Origin of the sequence: Halomonas borealis (assembly GCF_004798905.1) — a bacterium.
Classification (GTDB): domain Bacteria; phylum Pseudomonadota; class Gammaproteobacteria; order Pseudomonadales; family Halomonadaceae; genus Halomonas; species Halomonas borealis.
The window spans coordinates 558,461-572,129 of the sequence record NZ_SDMO01000001.1 but is presented as its reverse complement, the minus strand read 5'-3'; the positions used below and the strand labels follow the sequence as shown (position 1 = coordinate 572,129).

At 65.6% G+C, this 13,669-nt stretch carries 16 protein-coding genes; 12 read left to right on the top strand and 4 right to left on the bottom strand.

Annotated elements, in window-relative coordinates; all coding sequences use genetic code 11:
• The first annotated feature begins 91 nt into the window (after window positions 1-91).
• The 6 genes from ETC07_RS02745 to ETC07_RS02720 all read left to right on the top strand — a co-directional run bounded on the left by ETC07_RS02745 (window position 92) and on the right by ETC07_RS02720 (window position 4,713).
• Window positions 92-691, top strand: a complete 600-nt coding sequence (locus ETC07_RS02745; RefSeq protein WP_136246956.1) for a LysE family translocator — start codon at window positions 92-94, stop codon at window positions 689-691.
• Between the two features lie 259 nt (window positions 692-950).
• Complete coding sequence (locus ETC07_RS02740) at window positions 951-2,234, top strand: RNA polymerase sigma factor (protein ID WP_136246955.1); 1,284 nt, start codon at window positions 951-953, stop codon at window positions 2,232-2,234.
• 113 nt (window positions 2,235-2,347) lie between these two features.
• A complete protein-coding gene (locus ETC07_RS02735) occupies window positions 2,348-3,169 on the top strand; it encodes a YciI family protein (protein WP_136246954.1) in 822 nt (273 codons plus the stop codon).
• Between the two features lie 49 nt (window positions 3,170-3,218).
• Complete coding sequence (locus tag ETC07_RS02730; protein WP_136246953.1) at window positions 3,219-3,596, top strand: YciI family protein; 378 nt, start codon at window positions 3,219-3,221, stop codon at window positions 3,594-3,596.
• Window positions 3,593-3,946: a DUF1428 domain-containing protein gene (locus tag ETC07_RS02725; RefSeq protein ID WP_136246952.1), complete on the top strand. Its 354-nt coding sequence runs from the start codon at window positions 3,593-3,595 to the stop codon at window positions 3,944-3,946. The genes ETC07_RS02730 and ETC07_RS02725 overlap by 4 nt, the downstream gene beginning before the upstream one ends.
• Window positions 3,947-4,236: 290 nt before the next feature.
• The gene (locus ETC07_RS02720) at window positions 4,237-4,713 is read left to right on the top strand and encodes a VOC family protein (protein ID WP_136246951.1); all 477 of its coding nucleotides are present in this window, start codon (window positions 4,237-4,239) and stop codon (window positions 4,711-4,713) included.
• A 4-nt stretch (window positions 4,714-4,717) separates the two neighbouring features.
• Here ETC07_RS02720 and ETC07_RS02715 read toward each other — a convergent pair whose 3' ends face one another.
• Together ETC07_RS02715 and ETC07_RS02710 are read right to left on the bottom strand one after the other, a co-directional pair.
• Window positions 4,718-5,128: a RidA family protein gene (locus ETC07_RS02715; RefSeq protein ID WP_136246950.1), complete on the bottom strand. Its 411-nt coding sequence runs from the start codon at window positions 5,126-5,128 to the stop codon at window positions 4,718-4,720.
• A gap of 35 nt (window positions 5,129-5,163) precedes the next feature.
• Window positions 5,164-6,069, bottom strand: a complete 906-nt coding sequence (locus ETC07_RS02710) for a cation diffusion facilitator family transporter (protein ID WP_136246949.1) — start codon at window positions 6,067-6,069, stop codon at window positions 5,164-5,166.
• Window positions 6,070-6,213: 144 nt separating this feature from the next.
• Here ETC07_RS02710 and ETC07_RS02705 point away from each other — a divergent pair, with 144 nt between their 5' ends.
• From ETC07_RS02705 to ETC07_RS02695, 3 genes are all read left to right on the top strand, one after another.
• The gene (locus tag ETC07_RS02705) at window positions 6,214-6,696 is read left to right on the top strand and encodes a GNAT family N-acetyltransferase (RefSeq protein WP_136246948.1); all 483 of its coding nucleotides are present in this window, start codon (window positions 6,214-6,216) and stop codon (window positions 6,694-6,696) included.
• Window positions 6,697-6,811: 115 nt separating this feature from the next.
• Entirely contained in the window at window positions 6,812-7,045 is a 234-nt protein-coding gene (locus ETC07_RS02700; RefSeq protein ID WP_136246947.1) for a hypothetical protein, read from the top strand.
• Entirely contained in the window at window positions 7,038-8,573 is a 1,536-nt protein-coding gene (locus ETC07_RS02695; protein ID WP_136246946.1) for a sodium:solute symporter family protein, read from the top strand. The genes ETC07_RS02700 and ETC07_RS02695 overlap by 8 nt, the downstream gene beginning before the upstream one ends.
• A gap of 33 nt (window positions 8,574-8,606) precedes the next feature.
• Here ETC07_RS02695 and ETC07_RS02690 read toward each other — a convergent pair whose 3' ends face one another.
• Complete coding sequence (locus ETC07_RS02690) at window positions 8,607-9,086, bottom strand: DCC1-like thiol-disulfide oxidoreductase family protein (protein WP_136246945.1); 480 nt, start codon at window positions 9,084-9,086, stop codon at window positions 8,607-8,609.
• Window positions 9,087-9,476: 390 nt separating this feature from the next.
• Here ETC07_RS02690 and ETC07_RS02685 point away from each other — a divergent pair, with 390 nt between their 5' ends.
• Window positions 9,477-11,147: a dihydroxyacetone kinase subunit DhaK gene (locus ETC07_RS02685; RefSeq protein ID WP_136246944.1), complete on the top strand. Its 1,671-nt coding sequence runs from the start codon at window positions 9,477-9,479 to the stop codon at window positions 11,145-11,147.
• A 145-nt stretch (window positions 11,148-11,292) separates the two neighbouring features.
• Here the strand turns inward: ETC07_RS02685 and ETC07_RS02680 are convergent, their stop codons facing one another.
• Complete coding sequence (locus tag ETC07_RS02680; RefSeq protein WP_136246943.1) at window positions 11,293-12,258, bottom strand: integron integrase; 966 nt, start codon at window positions 12,256-12,258, stop codon at window positions 11,293-11,295.
• 216 nt (window positions 12,259-12,474) lie between these two features.
• On the opposite strand from ETC07_RS02680, the gene ETC07_RS02675 reads away from it, so the two are divergent.
• Both ETC07_RS02675 and ETC07_RS02670 read left to right on the top strand, forming a co-directional pair.
• Window positions 12,475-13,065, top strand: coding sequence for a hypothetical protein (locus ETC07_RS02675; protein WP_136246942.1), 591 nt, complete (start codon window positions 12,475-12,477; stop codon window positions 13,063-13,065).
• Between the two features lie 83 nt (window positions 13,066-13,148).
• Window positions 13,149-13,628 carry a hypothetical protein gene (locus ETC07_RS02670; protein ID WP_136246941.1) on the top strand — a complete coding sequence of 160 codons (480 nt, stop codon included), beginning with the start codon at window positions 13,149-13,151 and terminating at the stop codon, window positions 13,626-13,628.
• The last annotated feature ends 41 nt before the right edge of the window (window positions 13,629-13,669 follow it).

Genomic DNA, 13,669 nt, shown 5'->3' with positions numbered 1-13,669 from the left:
TAAAACCTTTGACGCCATTATTGTGCCCATTATTCTCAGAAATGTCGGAATAATGAAACCCAGCCACCAAAATTGTAGGGGTACAAAGTAGATGAGCACCCTGGCCGCCTTCGGGCCCGCAGCTTTGTTCATGATCTCGATGACCATCACGCCCGGACCCAACAACGTGATGCTCACCGCCTCCGGCGCCAACTACGGCTTCCGGCGCACCCTGCCGCATCTGCTGGGCATCCTGGGCGGTTGTTTCCTGCTGTTCACGGCGGTGGCGCTGGGCCTGGGGCTGGTCTTCGAGCGTTTCCCGATGGTGCAGACGCTGCTGCGCGTGGTCGGCAGTCTTTATCTGCTGTACCTGGCCTGGGGCATCGCCACGGCCCCGCCACCGAGCTTCGATGATGCCGAGGGGCGCCCGTTGAGCTTCTGGCAGGCCGCGGCCTTCCAGTTCGCCAACCCCAAGGCCTGGGTGATGGGCCTGACGCTGATGGCGAGCTTCTTGCCCGAGGGCGGCAATACCCTCATCAATGCCCTGTTGCTGGCCGGGGTGGCCGAGCTGATCGCGTTTCCCTGCATCGCGCTGTGGGCGGGTTTCGGCATGGCCATCGGCCGCTGGCTCAAGGGGCCGCGTGCCTGGCGGGTGTTCAACGGCACCATGGGCGCACTCACCGCCGCCTGCGTGATCTTCATCCTCGGCTGAGGGCAGGGCGATCGCCTGGGGGCGTTTCACGGGCCGGCCGAATCGCATCGCACTGGAGCGGGTCATCGAGGGCCTGGAGCTGTCGGAGGTGCGCGTCGGTGGCGAGGTGATCGATATCACTTGCGTCGACTGACCGCCCGGGGCCTGCAGCGACTATGCTGGAGGCTGGCGCCAGGGAGTCCGAGCGGGTCGGTGAATGGCCACGACGGACTCGGCCATGGGCGTCATGCCATGGAACGGCCCCGGGAGCGCTATCGCCATGCAGGTCCAGGTCTCCATCGAGTCCCTCTATCGCCAGCACGCCCCTCGCGTACTGGCGACGCTGATTCGCCGCCTCGGCAGCTTCGATGCCGCCGAGGAGGCGCTGCACGATGCCTTCGCCGAGGCGGTGTCTCGCTGGCCGGGGGAGGGCGTGCCCGACGCGCCGGTGGCGTGGCTGATCCGGGTCGGCCATCGTCGCGGCATCGACCAGATCCGGCGCCGGCAGACGGCCCGCCAGCACGCCCACCTGCTGGTGCCCGACGAGAGCGAGGCCGACGAGGCCCGCGACATCGCCGACGACCCCCTGCGCCTGCTGTTCACCTGCTGCCATCCCGCCCTGCCGATGTCCGACCGCCTGGCGCTGACCCTGCGCGAGATGGCCGGGCTGACCACCGAGCAGGTCGCCAGCGCGCTGCTGCAGCGCCCGACCGCCCTAGCCCAGCGCATCGTCCGCGCCAAGCGTCGGCTGCGCGCCGCCGGCATCCCCTACGAGGTGCCCGATGCCGCCGAGCTGCCGGCGCGGCTGCCCGGGGTGCTGGGGGTGATCTACCTGATCTTCAACGAGGGCTATTCGTGCAGCGACGGCGAGCGAGTCGTCGATGCGCCGCTGGCCGACGAGGCGCTGCGCCTGGGCGAGGCCCTGGCCGACCTGCTACCCCGGGGCGAGGTGTTCGGCCTGCTGGCCCTGATGCGACTCCACCATGCCCGCCGCGAGGCGCGCCAGGACGCGCGGGGCGAGCTGGTGCCGCTGGAGGAGCAGGATCGCCGCCGCTGGGACGCCGGGCAGATACGCGCCGGGTTGGCCTGGCTGGAGCGCGCCCTGGCGCTGACGCCCACCGATCCCTATACCCTGCAGGCTTCCATCGCCGCCGTGCATGCCCAGGCGCCCAGCGCCGAGGCCACCGACTGGCGGCGCATCGTGAGGCTCTACGGGGCCCTGCAACAGCAACGGCCCTCGCCGGTGATCGAGCTCAACCGGGCGGTGGCCGTGGCCATGCACGACTCCCCGGAGGCCGGCCTGGCGTTGCTCGAGGCGCTGGCCGATCATCACCAGCTCGTCGACTATCACCTCTTCCACGCCGCCCGCGCCGACCTGCACCGTCGCGCCGGGCATCGCGAGGCGGCCCGCCATGCCTACGAGCGAGCCCTGGCGCTGGCCATGCAGGAGCCCGAGCGGCGCTTCCTGGCGCGTCGCCTGGCGGCACTGGACGCGGCTGGCCCCGTCTCTGCCGCGTCCGGCCCCTCGGGCAGCGCCGCCCCCGGGCGCGGCTCGCCGGCGTAACGAAGAAAATTCCGTCGGGCTGTCGATTCGCGCTCGCGCCGCGCGACTCCTATATGTCTCACCGGCGATGCATCGCCGGGTGAGAGAACCCCATAGGCAGGAGGAGCGATGTCATGCGCTACATGCTGATGCGCAAGGCCGACGCGGCGACGGAGGCGGGTGAGCTGCCCAGCCAGGCGCTGCTGACAGCCATGTCGGACTACAACGAGCGGATGGTCCGCGCCGGCGTCTTCGTCACCGGCGACGGCCTGCGGCCCAGCCGGGAGGGCTGCCGGATCGAGTTTCGCGGCGGCGAGCCGCGGGTCGTCACGGGGCCCTTCGCGGCCACCGAGGAGCTGCTGGCCGGCTACAGCGTGCTCGAGGTCGACTCCCTGGAGGAGGCCATCGAGTGGGCCAAGGGATGGCCGCGGGAGGATGGCGAGGGCCACGTCACCCTCGAGCTGCGCCGCTATTTCACCCTGCAGGACTTCGAGCCCGGCACCGGCCTGGACCAGCACGTCGCCCAGGCCCGGCTGCCCCGGGCGTTGCAGGTGCACCTCAGCTTCGCGGGCCAGTGTCGCGAGGCGATGACCTTCTACGCCGAGGTCACCGGCGGCCACCTGGAGGCGATGCTGACCTTCGGCGAGACCCCGGCCGCCGCCGAGGTGCCGGCCGAGTGGCACGACCGGATCGCCCACGCATCGCTCAACATCCGCGGCCATCGCCTGATGGGCGCCGACATGCTGGGCGACGGCTACCAGGCGCCCCAGGGCGCCCAGGTGTTCCTCGACTACGAGGACGTCGACCAGGCGGCCGAGGTGTTCAAGCGCCTGGCCGAGGGCGGCCGGGTGCAGATGCCCTTCGAGGCCACCTTCTGGGCCAAGGGCTTCGGCATGGCGAGCGACCGCTTCGGCGTGCCGTGGATGGTCGCCACGCCTAGTGAGCAGTGCCCGTGATCCCACGGCACCCACCCCCCCATCGTGTCGACGACACAAGGAGGAAGGTATGCAGTACGTCGCCTTGGTGTACTACCAGGAACGGTTGATCGAGGCCATGTCCGAGCGCGAGTGGCACGACCTCAACCAGGAATGCCTGGGCTGCGTCGAGCGCCTGACCGAGCAGGGCCACTTCATCACCGGCCGGGCGCTGCAGCCGATGGAGAGCGCCACCAGTGTACGTCGGCGCGACGGCGAGGTGCTGGTCTCCGACGGCCCCTTCGCCGAGACCAAGGAGCAGCTGGCCGGCTTCTACCTGCTCGAGGCCCGCGATCTGAACGAGGCGCTGCGGCTGGCCGGCGGCATTCCCCCCGCGCGGCTGGGCACCATCGAGGTGCGCCCGGTGCGCGACCTACCCCCCAAAGACGAGACGGGAGATCCCTCATGAGCTACGTGGATGGTTTCGTGGCTGCCGTGCCCACCGCCAACCGGCAGGCCTTCATCGAGCACGCCCGGCAGGCGGCGGTTGTCTTCAAGGAGCACGGCGCCCTCAAGGTGGTGGAATGCTGGGGCGACGACGTCCCGGAAGGCGAGGTGACCTCCTTCACCCTGGCGGTGCGGCGCCAGCCCGACGAGAGCGTGGTGTTCTCCTGGGTGCACTGGCCCTCCCGGGAGGTGCGCGAACAGGCCATGCCCAAGATCATGGAGGACCCGCGCCTGTCGCCGGAGGTCAATCCCATGCCCTTCGACGGCAAGCGGCTGATCTATGGCGGGTTCGAGATGGTCGTCGACGAATAAACGTTGCCCGAAATGTGTCTGCGCTCGGTCATACGGCGTTAAGGATTGGCTCAAAGGCCTCATTTACAACACATAGACTCCGTCTTTTCGCCAATTTTTGCCTTGCGACCCACACGGAAGTGGGAAGTGCGTTGGCGCGTAGGGAACGGGTCCAGGCCTGACCATCGCTCGCCGACTGTTCAAACAAAGTTCCGGCGTTTCATGCCGGCCGGTGCGCGTCGCCGACCGGCGTTTTCGACCTTCCTTTCCACGATTCAGTGGCAGGCGCCGGCCTGCCGGGAGCATGCGTTATGCAGCGGATCACGACCTTCCTGTGGTTCGATGGCCAGGCGGAGGCGGCGGCCCGCTTCTACGTCTCGGTATTCCCTGATTCCCGCATCGAGCGGGTGGTACACGCGCCGGTCGACACGCCGAGTGTGCCGGCCGGTGAGGTGCTGCTGGTAGAGTTCACCCTCGACGGCTCGCGCTACCTGGGCATGAACGGCGGGCCCGGCGTGCCCTTCAGCGAGGCGATCTCGCTGCACATCGACTGCGCCGACCAGGCCGAGGTGGATCACTACTGGAACGCCCTGAGCGAGGGCGGCCGCCCCCTCGAGTGCGGCTGGCTCCAGGACCGCTGGGGGCTGCGCTGGCAGGTGGTGCCCGTGCGCATGCACGAGCTGATGCGCGACCCCGAACCCGGGCGGGCCCGGCGCGCCATGCAGGCGATGATGCGGATGGAGAAGTTCGTCATCGCCGACCTGGAGCGCGCCGCGGACGGTGGGTGAGCGCTCAGGCGTCGCCCCGAGGCTCGGGCTCGACCGGGCGGCGCGCGGTGAGGGTGATCTCCACGCTGGCGCCGCCGAGCAGCCGCGGCGACTCGGTGCAGGTGCGCGCCGGGTAATGCGGCGGGGTGAAGAACTCCGCGTAGGCGGCGTTCATCGCCTCCGCCTCGTCCAGGTCGGTGAGGTGCACCGCCACGCGTACCGTGTCCGCCAGGGTGCAGCCCACCGAGTCGAGCAGGTGCGAGAGGCGGCGCATCACCCAGCGGGTCTCCTCGCCGACGTCGCCGAGGATCTCCACGCCACCGTGGATGTCGGCGGCGTTGAGCCCCGAGAGGTACACGTAATCGTCGTCCAGCGCGATATGGCTGCCCGGGAAGGTGGGCAGCGGCAGGGTCGGGGCGTTGTGGAACTCGGGCATGGGACGTCTCCTTGGCATGGCGTGGCCCGGCGAGCTCAGCTCCAGGTCGGGTCGGCGGTGAACGACACCGTGAACCAGCGGTGCTCGGCGGGAATGCTCAGGCCCGCGGCGATGGCCGTGCGGATCTCGTCGAGCTCGCCCACGCCGCGCGCGGCGGCGAAGTCGGGTCGGGTGACGATATGGATCTCGATGAAGTGCCCGCGGCCGGCCTTGGCCACGTGGCTACTGTATGCCAGCAGGCCGTCGCACTCCATCACCGGCGCCATGGCGGCATGCACCTCGCGGTCGACCGCGCTCGGCGCGATCAGGAACACCTCCTTCATGGCCCGGCGCACGATGCCGATCGGCACCGGCAGGAAGGCCAGGATCAGGATCGCCAGCAGCAGCGAGTCGACGTAGGGCGTGAGGTACGCGTAGGGGGTGCGCTCGAGGATCAGGGCGATCACGAAGGCCACCAACAGCGCACCGGTGATCAGGCCTGCCATCAGCCAGCCATGCATGTCGATGCGCACGAACTCGGAGCCGACGTCGCGGTTGAGCCGGCGCTGGTAGGCGGTCATGGCGAAGCACACCGTGGCCACCACCATGGCATAGGCGATGGCCACGCCGAAGGCCAGCTCGTGGCCGCCCGACATCAGCCCCTGGACGGCGTTGAGGAAGGCATAGAAGCACAGCAGCAGCAGGATCGAGCCGTTGAGCGCCGCCGCCAGCGGTTCCAGGTGCCAGTAGCCATGCTGGAAGCGCTGGCTGACCTCGCGGGCGATCAGCCGCGTCACCACCAGCGCCAGGGTCGACATGGCCGCGTCGATGGTCGAGAAGACGCCGTCGAAGAGGATCGAGCGGGAGCCGGCCAGCAGGCCGAAGGCGACCCCCAGGCTCGAGACCAGCAGGGTCATCACGATGGAGAGCTTGAGCGCGCGCTGTTCGAGGGTGGTGGACATGGCATCTTCCCTGGTGACCGAGGCCTCGAGTCTAGCCGAGCCGCCTCGGCCGGGCGAGGGGCCCTGGCGGGCCATGGCGAGAACGGGGATACTGGGCGGTTTCGCCGCTTCGCCTCATGCATTTCGCCAAGGACGCCTCTCGCCATGGTCTCAGGCCTCTCGCTCGCCCGCATCACGGTTCATTCGCCGCATGTCGCCACGCTGGCCGGCTGGGCCCATGAAGCCTGGGGGCATCTCCATCCGGGGCGCGGACGCGCCGCCGCCATCGCCAGCTTGCGCGCCGAGTGCGGCGCGTCCGGCGTGCCCTCGGTCTTCGCCGCCATGGAGGACGAGCGCCCGGTGGGCATGGCTAGCCTGGTGGTCGATGACATGAACGACCGTGCTTCACTGACGCCCTGGCTGGCATCGGTCTATGTGCTGCCCGAATGGCGTGGGCGCGGCGTCGCCACCGCGCTGGTGCGCCGCGTGGAGGATGAGGCCCGGGACCACGGCCATGGCCTTTTCTACCTCTACACCCCGGACCAGCAATCGCTCTATCGGCGGCTGGGTTGGCAGGCCGTGGAGGAGCGCGAGTACCACGGCGAGACCGTGACCATCATGCGGCGCACCCTGACACCGGCGGACTGACGCGGCTTGCGTCGCCTTGCCATCATGGCCGGCGGTGCCGGGCGGGCCGACAGGACCCGGCATATCGGTGTAATATCTACCGCCCTCGCACCATCATTCTGAGAAAGCGTTCGTCATGTCCCGTCTCGTTGTTCTGCCTACCAGCCGTGCCGGCTGGGGGCTTCTGCTCGCCTTCATGGCCGTGATCGCGGCCGGTATCTGGCCGGTCATCGGCTGGGTGAATCGCGCCGTGCTGTTCCTCGGCCTACCGCTGCTGGTGGTGTGGAGCTACCTGGTGATCGTCGCCTGCGTGGCGGTGATGCTGGTCGCCAACCGCCTTATTGAGCGCCGGGAGGACGAGCATGACTAGCCCCTGGCCGCTGCTCATCACCCTGGGCTACGTGGCCATCGCCATGCTGATAGGCCTGCACGCTCGGGGCGGGCGTCGCATGAACAGCCTGGAGGAGTGGGGCGTGGCCGGGCGCAGCATGGGCCCGGTCACGCTGTACCTGCTGATCGCCGCCGGCAGCGTCAGCGCCTACACCTTCATGGGCGCGCCGGGCTGGGCCTATGCCAAGGGCGTGCCGGTGTTCTACGTGGCCGTCTATCTCGCCTACCTGGCGCTGGTGGCCTGGTACTTCGGCCCTAAGGTGTGGGAGTTCGGCCAGCGCTTCGGCCATGTGACCCAGGCCAGCGCCATCGCCGACCGCTACCAGAGCCCGCTGCTGGGAATGCTGGCGGCGCTGGTGATGTCGATCGGCTCGGTGGCCTATGCGGTGCTGCAGACCATCGGCGCCGCCTACATCCTCAACGTGATGAGCGGCGGGGCGATTCCGGTATGGCTGGGCGTGCCGCTGGTGCTGGCCTGCATCGCCGTCTACCTGTTCGCCAGTGGCCAGCGCGCCATCGGCCGCACCAACGCCTTCCAGGGCGTGCTGATGCTGGCGGTGGCCTGGACGGTGGGGCTGTGGTCGTTGCAGGGCGCCACCGGTGGGCTCGATGTCGGGGCGCTGTTCACGCGGCTTCAGGCCGAACACGGCGAGTTCCTGACCCTGCCCGGCGCCGGTGGCGACATGAGCTTCAGCTTCTGGACCACCTCGGTCATCGTCTCGATGTGCTCGTTCATGCCGCCGGTGTGGACCCAGTGGATGAGCGCCTCGTCCGCGCGCACCCTGCGCCGCAGCGCCACCTGGCTGCCGACCTATTATGTGGTGATCCTGCCGATGGTGGTGGTGGGCTTCATCGGCATCTTCGCGCTGCCCGACCTGGCCCGCGCCGACACCGTAGTGTTGGAATACGCCATGCAGCACCTGCCGGTGTGGCTGGTGGGCTTGCTCGGCGCCGGCACCCTGGCGGCGGCGATGTCCTCTAGCGAACCGTTCATCCACTCGGTGGCACTGTCGTGGAGCAAGGACGTGGCACAACCGCTGTTGGGGCTCTCGGAGGCGTTCACCGGGCGGCTGGCGCGCTGGATGATCGTGCCGCTGATGGCGCTGGTGATCGCCCCGCTGGCGATCGCCGAGCCCGGCAGCCTGGTGATGATCCTGCTGGTGGGGCTGGGCTTCGCTACCCAGGTACTGCCGGCCTTCATCGGCATGTTCCTGTGGCCGCGTGCGTCGAAGTGGGGCGTGATGGCAGGCATCGTCGGCGGTTTTCTCGTCACCGTGGCCTTCACCACCGTGTGGAAGCACCCGCTGGGCCTGCATGCCGGTTTCTGGGGGCTGATGCTCAACCTGCCGCTGTTCGTGGCGGTGTCGCTGATGACCCGGCCGGCACCGGGTGAGGTGGTGGAACGTTTCTTCCGCATCGCCGCGCCCCATGGCCTGACCCGCCTGGGAGGCGCCGGCAACGGGGATACTCCGCAGGCGCTCGACCTAGACCGGGAGCCGTCCTCATGACCTCTGGTGTGCGTCGGCGAACCGCTGTGGCGCTCAGCGGCGCAGGTTGTCGATGGGCGGAATGCGGCACAGGCGCAGCAGGGCACGACGGCAGGCCTTGAGCCCGGGGTAGAGGCGGGCGGTGCGCCCGGGGCTCGCGAACAAGCGATACATCAGCCGGTTGAACACGCCGCTACGCGTGCCGAGCAGGGTGAGTCGATGCAGGGCCTCGCTGCCGTGATACCACTGATCGCCGAGCTGCAGGGCGAAGCCCTGGTCCAGGTCGATGCCCTGGGCGCTGAGCTCGCGGCGGGCCTCGCTCGCCTGGCGGCCATCGATCAGTTCGAGCTCGCCGACATCGCGCCGAATACGCTGCCAGCGCACATAGCGCCGACATATCGGGCATTCGCCATCGTAGACCAGGCGCATTCGGCGCGCCGCGGCCGGGCCGCCTGTGGAAGGCTCGGGCCGGGCGTCTGATGGGCTAGCTGAGGTGTCATGCTCAGGCCCGCGAGCGTCGGTCTGTCGTGTCATGGCATTGCCTCCTCCACGCGGTGTGGCCTCCAGCCTACGCGGCCTCTCGCGTATCGGAAAACCCTCATCTCTGTGCCATGCAGCAGTGTTAAAACAGCTCTTTTGCAGCCACGGTGGCGATCGCCTAGCATCGTCTCATCGAGGCCGCAGCAGACGGCTACACACGGGACGCAGGGGCTACCGCAGAAGACGACCGAAGGGCCGTCGAGAAATGCCGGTTGGCCGAGCGGTAGCGTGCCCGGCGCGGATTCCCTGCCTACCACGCGGCCATGATCGGCCTTATGTTGGACGCCACCGCCGGGCGGGGGCAGGATATGGCCACCGCGATGGCCAGCATCCACTCATCCTGGCCATCCTTCGAAGCGCCGAGCTGGGTACCGGGGACACTATATGGAACGCTTTTATAACGCGCCCGATCGCGTCGTCGATGACATCTTGCAGGTGGCGGGGGCGACGGGCGAGCTGCGCGTCGCCACCCCCGAGAGCGGGCTGCGCATTCTCATCAGGGACGACTGGGACAGGACACGACAGGGCCGCGATCAGGTTGCTGTGCTCTCCGGCGGTGGCGCCGGCCACGAGCCCGCCCACGCCGGTTTCATCGGCCAGGGCATGCTAACCGGGGTGATCTCCGGCAGCCTGTTCGCCTCACCCAGCGTCGAGCCTGTGTTGGCGGCGATCCGCGAGGTGTGCGGCGCCGCCGGCTGCCTGCTGGTGGTGAAGAACTACACCGGCGACCGCCTGAACTTCGGCCTGGCGGCCGAGCGCGCCCGCGCCGAGGGGCTGAATGTCGAGATGGTGATCGTCGCCGACGACGTGGCCATCGCCGAGGCGCCGCAACCGCGTGGCATCGCCGGCACCTTGTTGGTGCACAAGTTGACCGGCTACCTCGCTGCTCAGGGTACGCCGCTGGGGGAGATCCAGCACCAGGCGAATGCGCTGTGTGAGCGCATGGGCTCGCTCGGCATGGCGCTGAAACCCGCCGCTCATCCCGGCCAGCCGGCGGCGTCTCGCTCGCCCGAACTGGGCCTGGGCATTCACAACGAGACCGGCACTCGCGAGGTGGCCCCCGAGAGTGCGGATGACGCCATGCGCCTGGTGCTCGAGCCGCTGTGCGAGGCGCTCGGCGAATCCACCGATACCGCCTGGGTGGCCATGCTCAACAACCTAGGGAGCTGCTCGACTCAAGAGATGGGCGTGCTGGCCGAGAGCCTGCTGCGCCAACTGGGCGTGACGAATGTCGGCCACCTGATCGGCCCCGCGCCGCTGATGACCTCGCTGGACATGCATGGTTTCTCCGTCACCCTGGTGCCTGGCACGTCGGAGTTGCTGGACGCGTTGACGGCGCCGACGCAGGCTCCCGCCTGGCCCGGCGTGCACCGGGTTCGTCAGGCGCCCACCTTCACGCCGAACACGGCCCAGGGTCACGACGCCCTGCTCGACGATGCCCCGCAAGATGCCGAGACTACGGCGACGGTGTGGCGGATGATCGAGATGCTGCGCGGGGCCCGCGAGGCGCTGGATGCCCTGGATGCCAGCAGCGGAGACGGCGATGCCGGGGCCAGCATGCAAAGTGGCGCCGACAGCCTGGCTCGGGCACTCGATGCCAGGCAGCTGACCACCACCGAGCTGGCGCCGTTGTTCACCGGTATTGGCCAGCTGCTGGCCCGCGACATGGGTGGCTCCAGCGGCGTGCTACTGTCGATTCTGTTCACCGCGGCGGGGGGCGCCCTGGACCGCGGCGATGGCCCGGCAGAGGCCCTGGCAACGGGCGTGGGCAAGATGCAGGAATACGGTGGCGCCAGGGCAGGGGACCGCACCATGCTCGATGCCCTGCTGCCGGCGATCACCGCGCTGGAAGAAGGCAATAGCCTGGTGGAGGCCGCCCAGGCGGCGCGCACCGGCGCCGACGCTACCGCCTCGCTCACTACGGCCAACGCCGGGCGTTCCGCCTATGTGCCGGAAAGCGCGCTCAAGGGCATCGTCGACCCCGGCGCCGAAGCCGTGGCGCGCGTCTTCGAGACGTTGGCGCAAGCGAAGGCCTCATCCAGCCGCTATCGATAGCCTATCAGGCCCGCCCCATACGGCATTGTTTGGGGCGGGCTGTTAGATGATTGTCGTGCTGTTTAGACGGGGTGGGCTATCGCAGGCGATGATGTGAGTGCCCGTACATTCAGCAGGCGCATGATCGATTGCCACGCCATCACGCCTATTCCAGCGGGCTTCGGACACCCGCGAAACCGTTCCCCAGTACATGGGTGTATATCTGGGTGGTTTCGACGCTCTTGTGGCCCAATAACTCCTGAACCGTACGAATATCCGTGCCCCGGCTTAATAGCTGAGTCGCGAAGCTGTGTCTTAGGGTATGGCAGGAGCCCGGCCTTGTAAGATCCACGCGGCGCATCGCCTGCCTGACCGATTTCTGCACCGCCGACGTATGAAGATGGTGCAGTACCACTTTCCCGTCAGGATCGAAGCAGGGGCGGGTGGAAGGAAACAGCCACTGCCACGCCAACGAAAGGCCAGCATTAGGATACTTGCGACCCAGAGCATGGGGTAGGGTGACGGGAACCTGATCATTGTCGAGGCGACGGTTCAGTAAGTGTTGGGCCTGGGTGATTCGCTTCTGAATCGGCATGATGCAACGGTGGGGCAGCAGTGTGGTGCGATCCTTATCTCCCTTGCCGGATCTTACCGTCAGGATCTGGCGCTCGATATCGATATCTCGCACGCGTAGCCGACAGACTTCCGTTACTCTCAAGCCCGCCCCGTACATCAGCGCAGCCATCAGGTGCATCGGACCTGACAACTGGCTCAGTACGCGCATGACTTCCTCGTGTGACAGCACTACGGGTAAACGGCGAGGGCGCTTGGCACGCGAGAACTCCCCGATATCGCCCAAAGGTTGCTCAAGCACTTGGCGGTAAAGAAAAACGAGGGCATTCAAGGCTTGGTTCTGTGTGGCCGCTGCCACATGCCGTTCCACTGCGAGATGTTCCAGGAAGGCATGGACGTCGGGTGCCCCCATACCGGCGGGGTGCCGTATCCCATGGAAGCGGATGAAGAAGCGGATCCAGTAGCAATAGGTTTTCTCGGTACGCAGGCTGTAGTGTTTTACACGCATGACGGCCGTCACGCGGTCCATCAGCCTGGGAGGCTTGCTGTGCGAATCCATACGAACGCCCTCTCTTCTTATGGATATGCATACAGTATTATTGGTGATGGCAAAGCGCGCAAGCACGCGAATTTTGCATAGGAAGCCGAGCTTTACTTAAGACTATATGATATCAATAGGTTAGGCGTGGAATGATGGGGTCGATAACAATATTGAACGTGCCGGCACGTTCATCCAGTATACGAGCATTCCATCTAATCACTGTTAGGATTTTCCATGAGTAAGTCATCTAGGAGGTGGGAGGATTTTCTCAATCCTGAAATCCTCAGAACCAAATTGATCTCCGCTTCGATATATCTTGCGGCTTTCGAGATTCTCAAGGACTCAATTATTGAGAGGATTGAAACTTTCTTCACCGATGGATATGGGCCGCAGGGCCATTTGCTCTCGCCAGAGTATGAAACCGAGGTTAAATTCAGACACAAAAGCAAGGTCAGAGCGTCTCTTGAATGGCTGAAAGAGCACGAAGCAATAACTTCAGAGGATATTAAAGCATTTGATGAAATCCGTAAGTCTAGAAACGAAGTTGCTCACGAAATGCCCAACCTTATTGGAGGAGAAAGCTCTGTTAATTTTGCTCAGCAGTTCGAGCGGATGGTGGCTCTGCTCAGAAAAATCGAGGTTTGGTGGATTGTAAACTTCGAACTCGCTATCAACCCAGATTTCCGAGATGCTGAGATCGATGAAGACGGAATTATTCCAGGGCCTCTCCTGACATTGCAGCTAATGCTTGAGATCGCGCTGGGCGACCCTGAAAAGGCATCCTATTACTATGACGAATTCCGAAAACGGTCTAACAAATCCTAACCAGGCCATCCACCGGATGCCAAAACCTCCGCTTCGCTCCGGTTTTGTCACCGGTGATGGCGGGCGTTAGGAAAGGAAAAATCATGGCTCCGAAATGGGAAAAGATGATCAATTATTGGCAAGACGTACAATTTCGTCATGCTCTTACGTTTTCCTTTATCGTTGGGTCTCAGAGGGAGCCCATTGGATCAAAATACGGTTCAGAGGAAGAACCACAGTCAGATATTGCATCGATTTTAAGCCAAGCGAGCAGCAGTAAACGCACTGGTTTGCATTATAAAATTTATCGTTGCCCCGATTTAGATAGGCTAGTACTTAGGAAAGTAGTCGACTCGCCGCCGAATGGAATTGCCTTGCCAAGCGCTTCGGGTAAGAAAAACTCCAATTTATATGTATCGGATGTTTTTGGAGATAGTAACGCGGCATCTATCGAAGCGTTGACTGAAGAAATTTGGCGTGAATCGGGCCAAGCTATAATAGAAGGTAAATATTCATGTAGAGGTCAAGCGTCTGATTCTTACAGTGAATATGAAGTTAATATTATCAAAAGGGCCATGGCCTAACAAAAAGCTGCACGCGGACACATTTTGCTACGCGCGTTTTT